Annotated in this window: 18 protein-coding genes; 7 read left to right on the top strand and 11 right to left on the bottom strand. The window is 63.4% G+C overall.

The annotated features are described in order from the left end of the window. The first annotated feature begins 95 nt into the window (after positions 1–95). The 3 genes from VCK47_RS08850 to VCK47_RS08860 all read left to right on the top strand — a co-directional run bounded on the left by VCK47_RS08850 (position 96) and on the right by VCK47_RS08860 (position 3,068). Positions 96–1,115: a sugar ABC transporter substrate-binding protein gene (locus tag VCK47_RS08850; RefSeq protein ID WP_322890729.1), complete on the top strand. Its 1,020-nt coding sequence runs from the start codon at positions 96–98 to the stop codon at positions 1,113–1,115. Positions 1,116–1,212: 97 nt separating this feature from the next. After that, positions 1,213–2,301 (top strand): ABC transporter permease, encoded by a 1,089-nt coding sequence (locus VCK47_RS08855; RefSeq protein ID WP_322890730.1) that lies wholly within the window; start codon positions 1,213–1,215, stop codon positions 2,299–2,301. Then, positions 2,301–3,068: an ATP-binding cassette domain-containing protein gene (locus VCK47_RS08860; protein ID WP_322890731.1), complete on the top strand. Its 768-nt coding sequence runs from the start codon at positions 2,301–2,303 to the stop codon at positions 3,066–3,068. The genes VCK47_RS08855 and VCK47_RS08860 overlap by 1 nt, the downstream gene beginning before the upstream one ends. Before the next feature lie 102 nt (positions 3,069–3,170). Here the strand turns inward: VCK47_RS08860 and VCK47_RS08865 are convergent, their stop codons facing one another. Further along, positions 3,171–3,311 carry a hypothetical protein gene (locus VCK47_RS08865; protein WP_322890732.1) on the bottom strand — a complete coding sequence of 47 codons (141 nt, stop codon included), beginning with the start codon at positions 3,309–3,311 and terminating at the stop codon, positions 3,171–3,173. 278 nt (positions 3,312–3,589) lie between these two features. Between VCK47_RS08865 and VCK47_RS08870 the strand changes: the two genes are divergently transcribed. Further along, positions 3,590–3,862 (top strand): putative quinol monooxygenase, encoded by a 273-nt coding sequence (locus VCK47_RS08870; protein ID WP_322890733.1) that lies wholly within the window; start codon positions 3,590–3,592, stop codon positions 3,860–3,862. Positions 3,863–4,094: 232 nt separating this feature from the next. Here the strand turns inward: VCK47_RS08870 and VCK47_RS08875 are convergent, their stop codons facing one another. The 4 genes from VCK47_RS08875 to VCK47_RS08890 all read right to left on the bottom strand — a co-directional run bounded on the left by VCK47_RS08875 (position 4,095) and on the right by VCK47_RS08890 (position 7,710). After that, the gene (locus tag VCK47_RS08875; RefSeq protein WP_322890734.1) at positions 4,095–5,696 is read right to left on the bottom strand and encodes a Na/Pi symporter; all 1,602 of its coding nucleotides are present in this window, start codon (positions 5,694–5,696) and stop codon (positions 4,095–4,097) included. A gap of 261 nt (positions 5,697–5,957) precedes the next feature. Next, positions 5,958–6,137, bottom strand: coding sequence for a Trm112 family protein (locus tag VCK47_RS08880; RefSeq protein ID WP_322890735.1), 180 nt, complete (start codon positions 6,135–6,137; stop codon positions 5,958–5,960). Further along, positions 6,134–6,775 (bottom strand): LON peptidase substrate-binding domain-containing protein, encoded by a 642-nt coding sequence (locus VCK47_RS08885; protein ID WP_322891264.1) that lies wholly within the window; start codon positions 6,773–6,775, stop codon positions 6,134–6,136. Before VCK47_RS08885 ends, VCK47_RS08880 begins: the two co-directional genes overlap by 4 nt. 26 nt (positions 6,776–6,801) lie before the next feature. Next, positions 6,802–7,710 carry a co-chaperone YbbN gene (locus tag VCK47_RS08890; RefSeq protein ID WP_322890736.1) on the bottom strand — a complete coding sequence of 303 codons (909 nt, stop codon included), beginning with the start codon at positions 7,708–7,710 and terminating at the stop codon, positions 6,802–6,804. 105 nt (positions 7,711–7,815) lie between these two features. On the opposite strand from VCK47_RS08890, the gene VCK47_RS08895 reads away from it, so the two are divergent. Further along, entirely contained in the window at positions 7,816–8,262 is a 447-nt protein-coding gene (locus VCK47_RS08895; RefSeq protein ID WP_322890737.1) for an NUDIX hydrolase, read from the top strand. Here the strand turns inward: VCK47_RS08895 and VCK47_RS08900 are convergent. Further along, positions 8,229–8,945 (bottom strand): phosphodiester glycosidase family protein, encoded by a 717-nt coding sequence (locus VCK47_RS08900; RefSeq protein WP_322890738.1) that lies wholly within the window; start codon positions 8,943–8,945, stop codon positions 8,229–8,231. The genes VCK47_RS08895 and VCK47_RS08900 overlap by 34 nt on opposite strands. Further along, on the bottom strand, positions 8,942–9,337 hold the full coding sequence (rbfA, locus tag VCK47_RS08905) for a 30S ribosome-binding factor RbfA (protein ID WP_019955897.1): 396 nt from the start codon (positions 9,335–9,337) through the stop codon (positions 8,942–8,944). Before rbfA ends, VCK47_RS08900 begins: the two co-directional genes overlap by 4 nt. A gap of 97 nt (positions 9,338–9,434) precedes the next feature. Between rbfA and dapB the strand changes: the two genes are divergently transcribed. Then, complete coding sequence (gene dapB / locus VCK47_RS08910; protein ID WP_322890739.1) at positions 9,435–10,244, top strand: 4-hydroxy-tetrahydrodipicolinate reductase; 810 nt, start codon at positions 9,435–9,437, stop codon at positions 10,242–10,244. A 94-nt stretch (positions 10,245–10,338) separates the two neighbouring features. Here the strand turns inward: dapB and VCK47_RS08915 are convergent, their stop codons facing one another. After that, positions 10,339–10,674, bottom strand: a complete 336-nt coding sequence (locus VCK47_RS08915; RefSeq protein WP_322890740.1) for a cupin domain-containing protein — start codon at positions 10,672–10,674, stop codon at positions 10,339–10,341. Between the two features lie 236 nt (positions 10,675–10,910). Between VCK47_RS08915 and VCK47_RS08920 the strand changes: the two genes are divergently transcribed. After that, on the top strand, positions 10,911–11,267 hold the full coding sequence (locus tag VCK47_RS08920) for a dihydrodipicolinate reductase (RefSeq protein WP_322890741.1): 357 nt from the start codon (positions 10,911–10,913) through the stop codon (positions 11,265–11,267). Here the strand turns inward: VCK47_RS08920 and VCK47_RS08925 are convergent, their stop codons facing one another. The 3 genes from VCK47_RS08925 to VCK47_RS08935 all read right to left on the bottom strand — a co-directional run bounded on the left by VCK47_RS08925 (position 11,268) and on the right by VCK47_RS08935 (position 17,979). Continuing rightward, positions 11,268–11,840, bottom strand: a complete 573-nt coding sequence (locus VCK47_RS08925; protein ID WP_322890742.1) for a hemerythrin domain-containing protein — start codon at positions 11,838–11,840, stop codon at positions 11,268–11,270. Positions 11,841–11,947: 107 nt separating this feature from the next. Continuing rightward, entirely contained in the window at positions 11,948–16,207 is a 4,260-nt protein-coding gene (locus tag VCK47_RS08930) for a translocation/assembly module TamB domain-containing protein (RefSeq protein ID WP_322890743.1), read from the bottom strand. Continuing rightward, complete coding sequence (locus VCK47_RS08935; RefSeq protein WP_322890744.1) at positions 16,204–17,979, bottom strand: autotransporter assembly complex protein TamA; 1,776 nt, start codon at positions 17,977–17,979, stop codon at positions 16,204–16,206. Before VCK47_RS08935 ends, VCK47_RS08930 begins: the two co-directional genes overlap by 4 nt. Positions 17,980–17,992 lie beyond the last annotated feature (13 nt).

Genomic DNA, 17,992 nt, shown 5'->3' on the forward strand with positions numbered 1-17,992 from the left:
CAGGCGTTCGCGAATCGCCTCTTTTACGGTCAGTCGGCGAAGGTTCGGCCTGCGCAGCAGGCAGGCACCCGGCCCTATATTTCTGGGAGGAAATCATGAAAAAACTGCTTATCTCGACGGCGCTTGTCGCCATCACCACTGTCGCTGCCACATCGGCGCAGGCGCAGGACGTCTCTGCCTGTCTGATCACCAAGACAGACACGAACCCGTTCTTCGTGAAAATGCGCGAAGGCGCCGAAGCCGCCGCCGCCGAAGCAGGCATCACCTTGCGGTCCTATGCCGGCCGCGTTGATGGCGACCATGAAACGCAGGTTGCCGCGATCGAGACCTGCATCGCCGATGGCGCATCCGGTATCCTGATCACTGCGTCGGACACATCGTCCATCGTTGGTGCCGTCACGCAGGCCCGTGATGCCGGTCTGCTGGTCATCGCGCTTGATACGCCGCTGGAGCCCATTGACGCCGCCAATGCCACCTTTGCCACCGACAACTTTCTGGCGGGCGAGTTGATCGGCCAGTGGGCTGCCGCCTCGCTTGGTGACGCGGCTGCCGATGCACGCATCGCGATGCTTGATCTTGCCGTGAGCCAGCCATCGGTGGACGTGCTGCGCAACCAGGGCTTCCTGCAAGGGTTCGGCATCGAACTGGGCGATCCCAACCGGATCGGCGATGAGGACGACTCGCGCATTGTCGGCAACGACGTGACCGCAGGCAACGAAGAAGGCGGTCGCCGCGCGATGGAAAACCTGTTGGCCATCGATCCGATGATCAACGTGGTCTACACGATCAACGAACCCGCCGCTGCCGGTGCTTATGAGGCGCTGCGCGCCATCGGCCGTGAAAACGACGTGCTGATCGTGTCGGTCGACGGTGGCTGCCCCGGTGTGCAAAACGTCGCTGACGGCGTGATCGGTGCAACATCGCAGCAGTATCCGCTGCGCATGGCGGCACTCGGGATCGAGGCGATTGCCGCCTTCGCTGCCGACGGCACGCTGCCTGAAAACACCCCCGGCAAGGATTTCTTTGACACCGGCGTCGCCCTTGTCACGGGTGCCCCTGTCGATGGTGTCGAAAGCATCGACGTCGCCGAAGGCCAAGAGCTGTGCTGGGGCTAAACATCTGACACGACCCACCACAAGGGGCGGAGAAATTCCGCCCCTTTTTCCAACCCCGCGCTAGACTGCGGGGATCACGACCGCAGGGAGGCACGCCATGTCCAGCAAGAATGATGATTTTGAAGCCGTGGTGAAATCCGGCAATACTGGGACAGTCGCGGCCTTTGCCCCCGCACGCAAAGGCGCGCTGGCGCAGATCCAGCATATGCTACATCTGCAACCCGCGCTGGTGCCGCTGTTCGTGCTGGCCATGTCGATCGTGACCTTCGGGCTGCTTTTGGGCACCAAGTTCTTTTCGCCCTTCGCGCTGACGCTGATCCTGCAACAGGTGCAGATCGTCGGCATCGTCGCCGCCGCGCAAAGCCTTGTGATCCTGACCGCGGGCATCGACCTCAGCGTCGGCGCGATCGCTGTGCTGTCCAGCGTCATCATGGGACAATTCACCTTCCGCTACGGTCTGCCGGTCGAGGTCGCCGTGCTGTGCGGCCTCATCTTCGGCACCGCCATCGGCACGCTGAACGGCTGGCTGGTCGCAGTGATGAAGCTGCCGCCGTTCATTGTCACACTCGGGATGTGGCAGATCGTGCTGGCGGCCAATTTCCTCTATTCGCGCAATGAAACCATCCGCGCGCAGGATATCGAAAGCGAGGCGTCGCTGCTGCAATTCCTTGGCACGACCTTCAAGGTCGGCGCGAACGAGGCGGGTCAGGGCGGTGCCACCTTTACCTATGGCGTGATCGCCATGGTGCTGATTTTCATGGTGCTGGCCTATATGCTGCGGCACACGGCATGGGGGCGGCATATCTATGCCGTGGGCGATGACCCTGACGCGGCACAGCTGTCGGGCGTCAACGTGCGCGCCACGATCATTTCGGTCTATGCGCTGACCGGCTTTATCTGCGCCATCGCAGGCTGGGCGCTGATCGGGCGGATCGGCAGCGTCAGCCCGACATCGGGGCAGCTCTTGAATATCGAAAGCATCACCGCCGTGGTGATCGGCGGCATCAGCCTATTCGGCGGGCGCGGGTCGATCCTTGGCACGTTCTTTGGCGCGCTGATCGTGGGTGTTTTCACCCTCGGGCTGCGGCTGGCGGGCGCGGATGCGCAATGGACCTTCCTGCTGATCGGCGTGCTGATCATCGCGGCGGTCGCTGTGGACCAATGGATCAGAAAGGTATCGGGCTGATGGAACCCATTCTTCAGGGGCGCGGGCTGGTCAAGCGTTATGGCCGTGTAACCGCGCTGGACCACTGCGATTTCGACCTCTATCCGAGCGAGATTCTGGCCGTGATCGGCGACAATGGCGCAGGTAAATCTTCGCTCATCAAGGCGATGTCCGGTGCCGTCATCCCCGATGAAGGCGAGGTGCTGCTGGAAGGGCGCAAGGTCAAGTTCACCTCGCCCACCGACGCGCGTAAGGAAGGGATCGAGACGGTCTATCAGACCCTTGCGATGTCGCCCGCTTTGTCGATTGCCGACAACATGTTCATGGGCCGCGAATTGCGCAAACCGGGGATCATGGGCAAGGTGTTCCGCCAGCTTGACCGGCCAAGGATGGAACGGCTCGCCCGCGAAAAGCTGACCGAACTGGGGCTGATGACGATCCAGAACATCAATCAGGCGGTGGAAACGCTGTCTGGCGGCCAGCGGCAGGGCGTCGCCGTGGCGCGGGCGGCGGCCTTCGGGTCCAAGGTCATCATTCTGGACGAACCCACCGCCGCGCTGGGCGTGAAGGAATCGCGCAAGGTGCTGGAACTGATCCTTGACGTGCGCTCGCGCGGCATCCCGATCATCCTGATCAGCCACAACATGCCGCATGTGTTCGAGGTGGCGGACCGCATCCACATCCACCGTCTTGGCAAGCGGCTTTGCGTCATCAAGCCAAGCGATTACACGATGTCGGATGCCGTGGCGTTCATGACCGGCGCGCGCGAGCCTGTCCCGGTCTCTTGACCGGGGCGGTCCGGCGGGTGGTGATCTGCACAAACCAGCCGGATCGGAATGCCAAACCGGGCTTCAGCCCACAGAGTGTCATCATCGACCCGCGGGACAGGCCTAGTACCCCTCGATCGAGACGCCCTGATCGCCGATTGTGATGTCAACGCCACTGCGGCTTTCCTGAGAATAGAGATAACCCAAGACGACCAGACCGACGACCAGCAGGCCGATGAGCAGATACAATGTGTTGCGGTTCATGGTGGTGTTTCTTTCGTCAGAAAAATGTCTGGCCCACCGTTATGCCTGTTCGACACAGATCACCATCGGTATCGTCACGGCCAATCCGCAATTCATAGGTGCAACTTGAACCCCGACGCCAAGCCATACAACTGGAACATTAGCTTTACTGGCGGCAAGGAAAGCCTCTTGTCCGGCGACTTGGGCGCGGCTGTCGCCAAAGGACTGGCCAACAGCACCCTCTGCTTGCGGCGCGGCTACATGCGGCAGGCCGGCAGGCTCAATAGGGACATACCGCGATGATCCGGCTATCCGGACAGTTGATCTGCGCCGATGCGCAGCAGGCGGCCATCGTGGTGGCGCACCTACCCGAACATATCCGCCTGTCACGGGCCGAGGCCGGGTGCCTGCACTTCGACGTCACCCCGACAGACGACCCGCTGGTCTGGCAGGTGGACGAGACCTTCACCGATCAGGCGGCGTTCGATCTGCATCAGCAGCGCACGCGGGCGTCAGAATGGTGGACAGCCACCGCTGCCATCAGGCGGGAGTTCAGGGTTTTGGGTGTTTGAAAGAGGCGGGCAGTGAAAAACCCTGCAAAGGTCTGCCATGCGGGACCTTGCGGTCATTCGCTGGACCCGCAGCATGGCGGCTGTTGGCAGCTTGGCGTCATTGGCATTGTTGCGACCTCTCAGCGTTCTTCAGGGCGCGCCCGGCGCAAGCTTGCCGTTCCTGCATTGCTGCAATGTAACCCGTAGACTGGCAAGGTCGTCAGCCGCATCCGCCGGAGGTCACCCAGCCTGTTTACGGTCGTTCTGCATCTGGACCGGGTTGTGCCGTCAACGCTAACCCGCCCTGCACGTCGTGGTCGTATTCGCCGATGCGCTGGACATTGTGCATGATCCGCATGAACCACCGCATCGCGTCGTTCGCCTCAAACGTATCTTGCATCGTATAGGTCTCTGCTCGCTCGCCCGACAGAAGGCCGCGCCGGTGCCCCGTGAACCGATGAGCAACCGGATCGGCCATGCGCGCCATACGCGCGCCAATTTTGCCAAGCGCCTGTTGCCGATCCGGAGACAGACAGGCGGCGAACCATCGCACAGGACGCCGTGTCACTGCATCACGCTTCAGCACCGGGATAAAGCTCCGCCTCCCCGCTTGCTCCAACAGGCGATCAAGGTGGTCAGCTTGATGCATCAAGGCGGCAAAGGCAGCGGCCTCAGTCGGTTTGTTGCGCGGCACCGATATCTGCGCCATGTAGTCTTTCAGATCCTCCAGTGTCAGCGTTACCCGCGGGCCCAGTGCTGACAGTCGCCGAAAGTCGCCTCCGGGTCCGAGTGCCAGGGCATAGGCCGCAAAGATTTCGCGCGCAGCCCAGGTCACCGCGCTATGCGCGGCCTGCATCGCGGCACCCTCGTCGCTCAGCAGGCGGCGATCCAGTTCGGGGGCTGTGCGTTCCCCGAGATCGGGCCGCAGCCATGCCACCACTGCCGCAAAATGATGGGTGACGGGCAGAAAGGCCAACACGCCCAGCAGGTTGAACCCGGTGTGAAACAGCACCAGCGCCGTATCTGCCCCGGTCCGCGCGGCCAGCGCCTCTAACGGGCCTGCAATCAGCATCAACATGGGAAAGGCGATCACCATGGTGCCTAGGTTGAACAACAGATTCGCGATCGAGGTCTGCTGCATCGCCCTTGACCCCCCGATCGTCGCCATCAGCGCGGTCAATGTGGTGCCAAGGTTCATCCCGATGACCGCCGACGCCGCCTGAATCAGCGGCAACGTGCCGCTGCTCAGCAAGACCAAAACCACCGCGACGGCAGCTGAAGATGATTGCATCACCATCGTGATCGCCAGCCCCAGCGCCGCCATGGCCAGCATCCCGGCCAACCCGGTTCCGGGCGTCCGCTCGGGCGTGATCCAACTGGCTGCGCCGGACATGCCGTCTTGCATCATGTCCAGCCCGATGAACAGCAGGCTAAACCCCGCCGCGATCCGACCGAGACGCGCGAGGCGACCGTGGGACAACAGCATTGTCAGGCTTGCCACGAACAAAACGCCCATCGCGACCGCGCCCAGTTTGAGCTTGAAGCCCACCAGAGACACGATCCAGCCGGTGACGGTGGTGCCGATATTGGCACCGTAAATCACGCCAAGCGCCTGTGAAAAACTCAGAACCCCAGCACCGACGAACCCCACAGTCATCAGCGTTGTCGCGGAAGAAGACTGAATAACCGCCGTGGTCACCGCGCCGCTTGCAACACCGCGCAGCGGTGTGGAGGTAAACCGTGCCAGCATCCGCCGCAGATTTGCACCCGCCGCATCGCGCAGCGCCTCGGTCATGATCTTCATGCCAAGCAGGAACAGCCCGATGCCGCCCAACGCGGTAAGTGTCTCCGACATGCTATCCACACCTCTCGCATTCGAGCATGCGGCTCACCATCACGAAATACAATCACTGGCGCGAAGGACTGCAATTCTCGGTTTTGCAAAGCGCGCCTGATCCTGTGTTCGCTGGTGCCGTTCAGAAACTGTGAAATACAGCAAGCCTGCGCGCCTGACCGTCATCTGAATACTTCGGCTGCAGTGGCGACAGCTCAGGCTGTCCGACCTGCAAGTAAGGGCTCAAAGAGGCATTGGACACGCTTTGACGCCCCCGCCCTATCACTCCACCTGCCGCGCCTCGTCCACCAGCATCACCGGAATCCCGTTGCGGATCGGGAATGCCAGATGCGCGTTTTCGCTGACCAGTTCCTGCCGCTCGGCGTCATACCGCAGGGTTGCGTGGGTGATGGGGCAGACGAGTGCCTCGAGCATCTTGGGGTCGAAACCGGCTTCGCTCATTGCATGACACCTTCTCCGTTGCCGCCGCGCAGGGAATATTCCATCAGCGTCAGCAGCGTTTCGCGCCGTGTGGACAGCGACGGGGCTTCCAGCAGGGCCTGTTTATCCTCGGGCGTGAAGGGGCAGAGCATCGACAGCGAGTTGATGAGCAGTTCATCCTCGGCCTCGCTGAGCGAGTCCCAGTCAGTAGACAGGCCACGGTCCACCAGAAAGCGGTTCAGCGCTTTCATGAAACTGTCGCGGTCGAAATCGGGGTCTTTTTCCACCGGTCCCAGATCGCGCGAAAACCCGTTCCAGTTCACCTTGCAGCGGCGGTAGGGGGTAAACCCCTCGACCTCTTCGACGATGCGGAAACGGGACGCGCCCGACAGGGTGATCATATAGCGCCCGTCCTCGGTTTCCGAAAACGCCGTCAGCTTGCCCGCGCAGCCGATGCTGTGCAGCTTGCCTGCCGCACCGGGGGCGTCATAGGGTTGCACCATCCCGATCAGCCGCGAGGATGTTTTCATCACATCGTCAAGCATCGCAAGATAGCGCGGCTCGAACAGGTGCAGCGGCAAGCGCGAACGCGGCAAAAGCAGCGCGCCGGGCAGGGGGAATACCGGAATGGTGTCCGGCAGATCAGTTGATGATATCATTGGCATGAAATAGCCCGCCTTTGTGATCAGGCAAATATCATCGACGACAACCTGCGCCGTCCCGTCAGCACGATGGGGTCCTTGGCATCGCGGGCGTCGAAAATCTTGAACAATTGGGTTTTGGCGGCCCCGTCGTTCCATTCGCGGTCGCGCCGGAACAGTTCGAGAAGCTCGTTCACAGCCTCTTCCACCTGCCCCTTGGCATGCAGCGCCACGGCCAGATCGAACCGTGCCTGATGGTTGGCGGGGTCGGCTTCGACCTGCGCCTGCAATTCGCCCACAGGTCCGGCATTCGCCGCCTCGCGCAGCAGGGTAATCTGGGCGTGCAACGCTTCCAGCGCGGGGTCGGTCGAGATTTCGGCAGGCGCACCGTTCAGGATCGCCTCGGCCTGATCGATATCGTCGAGCGCCAGATAGCACCGCACCAGCCCGGCATAGGCGCGAGCGTTGGCAGGGTCTTCCTGCAGCACGGCGGCAAAGGTTTCGGCGGCGTCGGTCACGGCCCCTTCGGTCAGCATCTGTTCGGCGGCCTCGATCGCACCGGCCAGTCCGTCATCGGGTTCGCCAGCCAAGGCTGCGATTTTTTCCACAAAAGCGTTGATCTCGGACGGGGGCAAAGCGCCCTGGAACCCGTCCACGGGGCGGCCCTGATAGAAAGCATAGACGGTCGGGATCGACTGCACCCGCAGCTGGCCTGCATAGACCTGGTTGCGGTCCACGTCGATCTTCACGAGCTTCACTCGTCCGCCTGCCTTGGTCACGGCAGCTTCGATGGCGGGGCCAAGCGTCTTGCACGGGCCGCACCATGGCGCCCAGAAATCCACGATGACCGGCACGTCCTGCGACGCCTGAATCACGTCCTGCGGGAAACTGGCATCGGTGCCGTCCTTGATGACATCGACAGGGGCGGTGGGTTTCGCGTTCAGTTCGAGCATGGCGGTCTCCTTTAACGGATTTGGGCTATATATGTGTGCAATCATATCCCGCGCCAAGGGGCAATGACGCTTTCGCTTGGGGTGCGGCGCGCATAGGCTGCCCGCATGGAAACCACGACCCGCCCTGCCCTGCCCCGTCTGGGGGCCATCGCCGTTGTGCTGCATCACGACAGGGTCCTGCTGGTGCGGCGCAAAAACCCGCCCGATGCGGGGCTTTGGGGCTTTCCGGGCGGGCATGTGGATGCGGGCGAAACCGCGCTGGCCGCCGCCGCGCGTGAACTGGCCGAGGAAACCGGCGTGGTCGCGCGCCCTGTCCGGTATCTGACCAATCTCGACATCATCAGGCGTGACACTGCGGGCGCGTTGCAGTTCCATTTCCTGCTGGCTGTCGTGCTGTGCGATTATGTCAGCGGCACGCCTGTTGCCGCCGATGACGTGTCAGAGGCAGGCTGGATCGCTGTGACCGATGTCGTGCATTTGCCCACCAGTGCCGATGTGGACCGCATCATCGGGCTGGCCTATTCGACCACACCCACGATCGGCCCCATCTGAGCGCCGAAATCCGACCGGCCCAGCGCTGGTGCATGCAGGCGCGACACCTTGCCATCAAAATAAAGCGCGTTGGGCAGTTGCAGGTAGTCGCGGAAAAAGCTGCCGAATTCGTGGAAACTGACCGCATCGTTGGAGATGACGAAAACCGCGCGATCCCCCGCGTCAGTCGTGCCGACACCATTGCGCAGGAACCGCGAGGTGCCGTCGGGCAGAAAGCGTGGATGCAATGCGCCGTCGATCACCAGCATCGGGCCTGATTGCGTCGCATCGCGGCAGGCGGGGGATTCGTCCACATAGCGCAGCGTTTCGATCACGCGGGCGCTGTCCTCGGTGATGCAGAACACGCCATTGGGCAAAAGGCCGAAATTGCCGGGGCCTGCGTTGGGGATGACGCGCATCACCTCGACCCCGTTTTCAACGTAATGGCCCACGGGCGCGCGGTCGGCGTGATACATGCCCGCATTCATCGCGAATGGCAGGGCGGTCACATCGGGCAAGCCTTCGATGGCGCGGAAACTGCCAAGGATGGTGTCGCCATCCTTGTGAAACAGGCGCAGGTCGTCCGCCGCCGGATCGACCGTGCAGGCGGTATAGCTTTTGCCCAGATAACTGACGTCCTCGCAGGTCACGGCAGCCGCAGGCAGCGCAAGCGGCGCAAGAAGCAAAGCAAGCGCAAGCCTCACTCGTCCAGATCCTGCCTGACGTGGTCATCGGCCAGCAGCGCGCGGGTCGCGTCCATCTGGTCAAAGGTGCCATCTAGCTGGAACCGCAGTTCGGGCGCGAATTTCATCGTGCCGCCCTTGACCACCAGATGCCGGACCTCGTGACGGTTGCGGCGCAGGGCATCCAGCGCCTCTTCCTTGCCGATCCCGCCAAGCGGCAGGATGAACGCCGTCGCGATGCGCAGGTCGGGCGACATGCGCACCTCGCCCACGGTGATCGACATGCGCGCAAGGTCGGGGTCGTGAACCTCGCCCCGTTGCAGGATTTCGGACAGGGTCCGGCGGATCATTTCGCCCACGCGCAACATGCGCTGCGTCGGGGCCTTGCCATCGCGTTGTGTGTTCTTTGCCATGCCCTGCATTTAATCACTGTGGGCGACAAAGCCAAGCAAGGCTTTGCACCGGGGGCAAAGCGCCGCTAAGACGGGGCAAAGAGATGGGGGCAAAGACATGACCGACACACCGGGAATCGTGATTACAGGCGGATCGGGGCGCATGGGCCAGATGCTGGTCAAGGCGGTGCTGGCGTCGGAAAAATGCCATCTGGCGGGCGTACTGGAACGCACAGGTCACGACTGGATCGGACAGGATATCGGCACAGCCATGGGTGGCCAGCCTGTGGGCGTCACCGTCACCGATGACGCGCTGGAGGCTTTCGCCCGCGCACAGGCCGTGATCGATTTCACCGCCCCTGCCGCGACCGTGGGCTTTGCCGCGTTGGCCGCGCAGGCGCGCGCAGTGCATGTGATCGGCACGACGGGCCTGTCGGACGCCGACATCAAAGCCATCGACGCCGCCGCACGCCATGCCGTGATCGTGCGGGCAGGGAACATGTCGCTGGGCGTCAACCTGCTGGTAAAGCTCACACAAAAGGTGGCCGAAGCCCTCGACCCCGATTTCGATATCGAGATCGTCGAGGCGCATCACAACAAGAAGGTCGATGCGCCATCCGGCACGGCCTTGATGCTGGGTGAAGCCGCCGCCGCAGGGCGTGGCGTGACATTGGCCGATGTCCGCGACGCTGGGCGCGACGGCATGACCGGCGCAAGGCAGCGCGGCGATATCGGGTTTTCAGCCATCCGCGGCGGCGACATCGTGGGCGAACATGACGTGATCTTTGCCGCCGCCGGTGAACGGATCGTGCTGCGCCATCTGGCGACTGACCGCGCGATATTCGCGCGCGGCGCGCTCAAGGCGGCACTTTGGGGGCAGGACAAGGCGCCGGGGGCTTATGACATGATGGATGTGCTGGGGCTTTAACCGACACCCACGGCGGGGGTCAGGCAGGGGTTGCCACTGGCTGGTTTTATCTCGTGTGAACAGGCTGCTGCAAAGCGGATATTGCAGCCGTCCGTCAGGCGGTGATCTTAAATCGATCCGCCTCTTCGAATACATCGATCACCCGCGTACCAGATTTAATCTGAGCCCCATGCGCGACGCCCGCCGGGATAGAATAGCTGTCACCTGCTTTGTAGAGCTTCGTTTCCCCACCGATGGTCAGTTCGATTTGACCTTCCACAACAGTACCCCATTGCGCTCCGTGTGCGTGCATGGGCAACTCCATGTCCTTGAGAAAGGTGAAAAAGACCACAAGACCAGCATCCGACTGGACCGCCGCCGTCTGCACGACATCTGCGGGGAAAGGCACGTCAGCACCGGGGAATGCGTTGATGAAATCTGGGTAAGGCATGCAAATTGTCCTTTCGTGCGAGTGGTCTAGCCACGTTCCCTGCCCATCCAGATGGCAGAACAATCGAATGCCGGCAAGCACCGCGATGGCATGACCTCAAAGCAGCGGGCGGCGGTGCAGTCTCGTAGTCCGCCCCTCAAGGTGTTTTGCAACGCGCTTGGCACAAACCGCCGGATCGAAAGTGAACCGACCGGATTGTCCTTGCGTAAAAGCAAGGAAAGAAGCCGAGGTTAACCATGAAGACACTTGTTCTGGCGCTTGGCCTGTCGCTGACGGCAGGCACTGCGATGGCGAATTATGTCCCCGTGACGGACGAGCAGACGTTCCTGTCGCTGGTCGAAGGCAAGGAGCTGCGCCATCGCTTTTATGGCATCTCGCTCACTGTGCTCGACAACGGGCAGGTCACGGGCAATGCCATCGGCTGGGAGATCGAAGGCACATGGAGCTGGCAGGACGGCTATTTCTGCCGCGAGCTGTTCTGGGGTGGCGATCTGATCCCCTATAACTGCCAGCTGGTCGAGATCAACAATGACCTGATCCGCTTTACCGTGGATCAGGGCGCCGGACGGGCCGCCGCGTTCCGGCTGCAGTGATCACCCCAGATCGCGGCTGCCATAGCGCAGCAGCACCGGCACGACGAGTTCTTCCTCGTCCACCAGATGGCGGTTCAGCAACCGTTCCAGACGGGCCAGTTCCGACTGGAACGACCCCGCCTTGTCCTGCAGGGCATCGCGCGGGCCTTGCGCCTGCAGCACGCCATTGGCGCTTTTGACGAACGACGCCAGAAATTCGTCCAGCGCGTGATGGTCGGCGTCAAGGATGTCGAATCCGCGGCTGATCCGCTTGTCTTTTTTCATCAGCTTGGGAAAGTAATAGCTGTCCTCGATCGTATGATGTTCGTGCAGGCCGTTGACGAACATGCCACCATAGCGCGACAGGTTCGCGGCAAACTGGTCGGGGGCCAGTTTGCGGTCCAGCAGCTTGTCGGTCACAGTGCCCATTTCGGCCATCAGGCGGCGGAACATCAGGTGCCGGTCCAACCAGAACCGGATCAGCCCGTCGAAACCGGGGTCATTTTCCCACCCCGCGCGCGGATATTCGGCCAGCAGCACGTGCAAGGCATCGGGCAGTTTGTCACGGCTGATCAGGGCGAGTTCGTCGGTCATCATTTATCCCATCATGGCATGACCAACAGCTAAGCCCTGCACGTCCGCCTGACCAGTCCCGGCGCTGTTCACCCGCGCACGGCCACCCCGACAGGCGCGCACGATGTCTAGTAGTCGCGCTCGAAGAAGATGCCGATGCTGGTGCCGCCGTCCTGATCGACGCCGCCTTTGGCCACGATCTCGTCGGTGACATCGAGGTTGAGGTTGATCTCGGTGCCGCCATCGCTGCTGACGGTGACATCGGTATAGACGTTCTCGGACAGGTAACGCCCCGCGCGCACGGCGGCATTGCCTTCTTCGTCGGTGGTCACGTCGAAATCATCCAGACCGAGGTTCTGGCGCAACCGGTCAACGGCCCCGCCACCACCGCCCGCCAGCGTGCTGATCGCACCCGCGAGCTGCACGGCCTGCAAGGGGCTGATGCTTTGCAGGTCGCGGCCAAAGATCAGCTGTGACAGCACCTCGTCCTGCGGCAGGTCGGGCACGGACTGGAAACTGACCTCGGGTTCACTGGCGGGCCCTTCGACAACGATGCTGACCTGCGTGCCCGTGGCGCTGGTGGTCGAGGCGACCAGCCGGATGTAGGGTTCGAAATCGCCCTGCAAGGATGCGCTGCCTTCGGTCAGATCGAAGCGTTGTTGCAGAATGTCGATGCGCCCGCGCAAAAGATCAAACCGCCCGACGGGGATCACATCCGCGCTGGTGCCGCCGATGGTCAAGCGGCCACCAAGTTCCGCGTCAAGCCCGCGTCCGCGGATGAAGATCCGCGACGGCGCATCAATCACGATGTTGAGCGGGAATGCACGCCGCGTGCCTGTGGTGCCGCCGCCATTGATTTCGGCACCGCTGGGCAAAAGGCCGGCGCGCGCCAGCGTCGTCGTCACCGCTCGCTCGGGCCGCATATGCACGACATCGGGCAAGGCCCCCAAGGTGCTGATGCTGGAAGACGGCACCTGCACATCGGTTTGGCCCAGCGCAAGCTGGCCCGCGATCCGCGCACCACCCTGCAAGGGCCCCTGCAACGTCACAGTCCCGGCAATTGTGGTCCGGTAAAGCTCGGGGTCTTTCAGCACAACATCGTTCAGCCGGACCGTGACATCGGCGGGGTTGCCGTCCCCAAATCCGATTGGCCCGCTGATCGCAAGGCTACCACCCGCTTCGACGCCGGACCGCAGGTCGATCTGCGCCGTGCCATTGACCAGACGCACGGCACCCGTGATCCCGCTCAGCGCCTGCCCCAGCGTCGGCGCGGCAAGGCGGCCATCGGCAAAGGTGATCTGTCCGCTAATGGCATCCAGCCCCGGCTGCCCCGCAGCGCGCAGATCGAAATTCGCGGTCCCGCTCAGGCGGCGCGGCTCGATCGCGGCATTGGCAAGTGCGAGCGGCGCAGCCCCCCTGATCGCAAGATCGAGCGTTCCCGATTGCGCCACGCTGCCGCGCACCTCTGCCGTCAGGCCACCCGGTCCGGTGCCGGTGGCATCCACACCCCAGTTGCCTGCCGCATCCAGCGATGCGCTGCCTGTCGCGCGCACAGGCCCGCTGATCTGGTCGGTCAGCAGACCCACGTCACGCAAGCTGGCGTTGAAACGCCCTTGCCGGTCGCCGCCGTTGCTGTTCAGCGCACCGACAAAGGACACCTGCGGCGTCGATACCTCCAGCGTGCGCACGACCAGCCCTTCCTCGGCCAGACCAAGGTCGGCCGTGATCCGGCCGGTGCCCGCCAGCAGCGCATCTGCCGTCGGATTGCCGATCCCCAGACTTTCGCTGCGCAGATTGGCCTGAACATCAAACGCGCTGAGGTCTGGCACGATGCGGCCAGAGGCGCTCATGTCGATCGTGCCTCGCAGGGGCCGTCCGATCAGGCCCGCATAGGTGGACAGATCGCCGACCTGTGCGGTCAGATCGCCGGTGGTTGCATAATCAGCGTCACGCCCGGCGACGACAGCATCAAGCGCCACATCGACATCGGGGCCGGTGATCCGCAAGACAGCGCCCGTATCCCCCTCGGGCGTGGGGGTCGCATCCAGCGTCAGGTCCAGCGGTCCGGTAAGCGCTGGATCGACGATACTGGCATCCGCGATCCGCAAGGCAAGGTCGGCCGTGACCGGCCCGTCCAGCCGCAAATCGGCGTCACCCTGAATGTCCACTGCAGGCGTCTGCACGGACAGCCCCGAGACCTGCACCGCATCGTCCCCCGTGCGCGCGATCTGCGCCGCGATCTGCCCCGCGCCAGCAAGCAGCGGATCAAGCCGGTCGATCCCCGTGACAAGGTCCTGCGTCTGCCCCGCGATATCAAACGTGAACCGCGCACTGTCGCTCAGCAGCACACCCCGCACCGTCAAGGCGGCAGCCCCGGCCAAGGGGCGCCCCGCGACACCGGCATAAGCCGAAAGATCGGTCACATCGGCAGCAAGGTCGATATTGACGGTTTGCCCATCCTCGGGGACCGGCACAACCGTGCCTGTCGCGCTATAACTGGCCGCAGGCGCATCGCCTGCCAGCGTAAAGCCGATCTGCCCTTGTGCGGACATCGTGACCTGCCCGGTGGCGGTCGCCGCACCGGCAAGGTCCGGCGCGATCAGCGATACATCGCGCAAGGTCGCGTCGATATCGGCAACCGATCCAGCGCTCGTCAGGTTTGCAGAGGCCGTGACCTCTGCGGCGGCGGTGGCAACGGCAAGGTTTTCCAGCCGCGTGCCCGCCGTATCGCGCACAAGGCGCGCAGCAATGGTGCCATCGCCGGCCAGCACCGCATCGGCCTGCGGGATACCCACGGAAAGGTCGGATGTTGTGCCGGTCAGGCCGATGTTGAAGATGCCGTCAAGCGGGGTCAGGTCGGCCACGATGTCGAACATCGCATCGCCACCCAGATCCTGCCCGACCAGAGTCGAAAACCTTTCCAGCCCAACGACATTGGCCCGGATGGTCGCATCCGTCTGGAACCCCTGCCTTGCGCCCGCGATCTCGGCCCTTGCGAGCAGGGACAGGCCCGCACCCGACAGCGACAGGCGCCGGATTTCGACATTCTGGCCTTCGATACGTTCCAAAAGCAGCGCGCCGGTCACGGCATCGCCGAGCGCCTGCGACGCACCGCTGTCGTCCAGTTGCAGCCCCTGCGTGCCATAGGTCACGTTGGCGGTCAGACGCCCGACCTGTTCGCCTTCGCCCGATTGCAGCACACCACCGCCGCGCGCTGTCAGCACCTCGATCCCGAGGCCCGGACGGTCCAGCCCGTTCACGGTCATATCCATCGTCCAGTTGTCCGACACGGCAGCGTCATAGTTCACGTCCAGCGTCACACCATCAACAAAGGTACGCGGTCCGCCCAACGGCAACAGGACAGGCAGATCGTCGTCAGGCGTGATACCGCCCGTGATGCTGATGATCTCCGGCCAGCCCTGCGCGCCGATCCGCACGGTGCCTGTCAGGCGCGCGCGGCCTGCATCGAGCGCGATCTGCGGAATGTCGATACTGCCATCCGCTGCACGGTTGACCGCAACCTGCAACTGCGCCTCGGTGCCGAAAAAGTCCTGATATTCCTCTGCAAACAGCGGCGAGACATCGCCGCCCACGTCAAGCCGCACCTGCTGCTGCCCCCCCACCGTCGCCAAGGCGAAATCGCCTGTCAGCCGGTCCTGCCCGTCGGTGGCCAGCGCGAGGGTCGCGGCGAAATCATCCAGTGGCGCATCGCCCTGTACCGTCAGCTTGACCGAGGGACGGCCCGGCAGGTCCAACAGGCGCGCAGCGATCCCGTCTGGGCCTTCGTCAAGGTCCAGCAGGATGGCCAGAACGTTGGTTTCATTGGAATAGCTGCCGTCGATCTGGAATGACCCCTCTTTGCCGTCCCGCCGCGTGGCCAGCACATCCGCGGTGCCTTCGCCCCCCGCCAACTGCGCCGAACCCTGCACGCTTGCCACAACAGGTTCGCCGAGGAAGGACTGGTCAATCTCGATCCGCGCAATGTCCAGCACGCCGATGGACACGCTGACCGGCAATTCGGGCAGCGCAAACGGCTGCGCCTCGGGGGATGGGCCGGTGTCGCCGCCCACAGGCGCGCGCGACAGGATCACGCGGCCTGCACGCAACTGCTGCACATTGATCGCGCCGCGCAACAGCGACGCACGGCTCCATTGCAGCACCAGATCCTCGAGCGTCAGCCAGACGCCATCGGCATCGGCGATGGTCATCTGCGCAATCCGCGCCTCGGAGCTTAGCGCACCTTCAAAGCCGATGATGGTGACGGTGCGATCCTCGCCCGACAGGTTATCCTCGATCAGGCGGGTCAGATAGCCGCGGTCGCCGTCGTCGGCTTGCGCGATCAGGGACGCGGGCAGAACCAGAAAGATGATCAGGCAAAGAAGTCTCAAAACGCTTGTCCTATTCCGATATAGACCTGCACGCTTTCGCCTGCATCGTCGCCGCTGGCGGGGGTGCCGATATCCAGCCGGATCGGGCCAATGCCGGTATTGTAGCGCACCCCGATCCCTGCGCCTGCGTGCCATTCACCGCTCTCGCCGGGGATGGCCGTGTCCCCGACAAAGCCGGTGTCGTAAAAACCCACCAGCGAGATGTTGTCGCGGATCGCATAACGCGCTTCGAGCTGCGCCCCCAGAAACGACGTCCCACCGGTTGTGACCATGTCCATGCCGACCTGCGTTTCCACGCCAAGCGATTGATAGGGTTGCCCCCGCACGGTGCCACCACCGCCCGAGAAATACAGAAAATCGGCAGGTGCCTCGCCGATCTCGGCCCCGACAAGGCTGCCCACAAGGCCGCGCGCGGCAAGGGTAAAGCCGTCGGTTTCACCAAAAGACCGATAGATGCGGGCGTCGCCATAGATGCGCGCCCCGTTCAGATCGCCATCGAAGCTTGCAAAAGGTGTGACGCGCGCATCCAGATAATAGCCCGCCGTCGCATCCGTCGCATTGTCGCGCCGGTCCAGCGTCGCACGCAGGGGCAAGGTCACCAGCGTGTAATCGCGTTCACCCAATGCGCTGTCTTCGCGCGCGGTCAAAAGGCCGATACCGCCCTGCACCGTCAGTTCGTCTGTCAGATACCGGATCAGCCCGGTTTCGAGTTCGACCTTGTCCACCAGAAAAGCGTCTTCGTCCTGCCGCGAAATTTCGGCGCTGAGATAGAAATCCGTGTCGGGGCCAAAGGTCGCGGGCCTGCCAAAGCTGCCACGCAGGGCATAATCGGTCCCGCCTGTATCGGCGTTGATGTTGGACACGACAGCCTCGGCACGCAGCCGTTCGGCACCGCCCAGCAGGTTGCGATGCAGCCAGAAGGTGGACACCGTCAGCCCTTCGACGGAATCAAGCTCCAGACCAAAGCCGATCCTACGCCGCTTGGCTTCGTCCAGTTGTGCGCGCACTCCGATCGTGTCGCCAGGGCCTGCCACATCGGCGGTCGTCAGGGCGACGCTGTTGAATGTGCCGGTCCGGCGCAGACGTTGTTCGGCGGCCGCGATGGTATCGGGCGCATAGATTTCACCCTCGGGCAGCCCCGCGATGGCGCGCACGCGTTCGGTGCGCACGCGCCGGTTGCCCGACACTTCCAGTTCGCCGAACCGCAGTTGCGGACCGGGATCAAGCCCGATGGTCACGTCGAGTTTTTCATCAGGGTGCCGCGCGATGATCTGCTGGCTGTCCACCTGCACCAGCGGATAGCCGAGATCGCGCCAACTGCGCAGGCTTTGCGTTGTGGCGGTGCGGATCAGCCCCGAACGGGCGGGCTCGCGCGGGCCAAGGTCGGTCGGCACATCCGCATTTGGCGGCAAGGGCGCAATCACGACCTGCCCAAAGGTGAACCGCGGACCGGCGTCCACGGTAATCACGACTTCATTGATTGACGACGGCGCTGCCAGCGGGGCGAGGTTCGCCGCCTCGGCCCCGTCAACGGTGATCGAGATCGTGCCGCCATAATACCCTTCGGCGTAGAGGGCTGTCAGCAACCGGCGATAATCCGCCCGTGCGGCGGCGACATAATCCTGCGGGGCTGCGGTATCATCTAGCGCGCGCAGCAGCGACGCGTCATTCAGCGCGCTGCGTGCCGTATCCGCGACCAATCGCACCTCCTGCGCCGTGGCCGCACCGGCCCCCAAAACAAAGGCCGCCGATATCCACAGGTGTCTTTTCACGCGGTGCCTCCCC

The organism is Yoonia sp. 72, from assembly GCF_034652275.1.
Lineage (GTDB): Bacteria > Pseudomonadota > Alphaproteobacteria > Rhodobacterales > Rhodobacteraceae > Yoonia.

Bases quoted from the DNA above. Each gene is read 5' to 3' on its own strand.
- VCK47_RS08925 (WP_322890742.1), bottom strand. From the start codon at position 11,840: ATGACCGACGAACTCGCCCTGATCAGCCGTGACAAACTGCCCGATGCC.
- VCK47_RS08920 (WP_322890741.1), top strand. From the start codon at position 10,911: ATGAAGACACTTGTTCTGGCGCTTGGCCTGTCGCTGACGGCAGGCACT.
- VCK47_RS08880 (WP_322890735.1), bottom strand. From the start codon at position 6,137: ATGAGCGAAGCCGGTTTCGACCCCAAGATGCTCGAGGCACTCGTCTGC.
- VCK47_RS08915 (WP_322890740.1), bottom strand. From the start codon at position 10,674: ATGCCTTACCCAGATTTCATCAACGCATTCCCCGGTGCTGACGTGCCT.
- VCK47_RS08855 (WP_322890730.1), top strand. From the start codon at position 1,213: ATGTCCAGCAAGAATGATGATTTTGAAGCCGTGGTGAAATCCGGCAAT.
- VCK47_RS08860 (WP_322890731.1), top strand. From the start codon at position 2,301: ATGGAACCCATTCTTCAGGGGCGCGGGCTGGTCAAGCGTTATGGCCGT.
- VCK47_RS08890 (WP_322890736.1), bottom strand. From the start codon at position 7,710: ATGCTCGAACTGAACGCGAAACCCACCGCCCCTGTCGATGTCATCAAG.
- VCK47_RS08885 (WP_322891264.1), bottom strand. From the start codon at position 6,775: ATGATATCATCAACTGATCTGCCGGACACCATTCCGGTATTCCCCCTG.
- VCK47_RS08850 (WP_322890729.1), top strand. From the start codon at position 96: ATGAAAAAACTGCTTATCTCGACGGCGCTTGTCGCCATCACCACTGTC.
- dapB (WP_322890739.1), top strand. From the start codon at position 9,435: ATGACCGACACACCGGGAATCGTGATTACAGGCGGATCGGGGCGCATG.
- VCK47_RS08865 (WP_322890732.1), bottom strand. From the start codon at position 3,311: ATGAACCGCAACACATTGTATCTGCTCATCGGCCTGCTGGTCGTCGGT.
- VCK47_RS08895 (WP_322890737.1), top strand. From the start codon at position 7,816: ATGGAAACCACGACCCGCCCTGCCCTGCCCCGTCTGGGGGCCATCGCC.
- rbfA (WP_019955897.1), bottom strand. From the start codon at position 9,337: ATGGCAAAGAACACACAACGCGATGGCAAGGCCCCGACGCAGCGCATG.
- VCK47_RS08875 (WP_322890734.1), bottom strand. From the start codon at position 5,696: ATGTCGGAGACACTTACCGCGTTGGGCGGCATCGGGCTGTTCCTGCTT.
- VCK47_RS08870 (WP_322890733.1), top strand. From the start codon at position 3,590: ATGATCCGGCTATCCGGACAGTTGATCTGCGCCGATGCGCAGCAGGCG.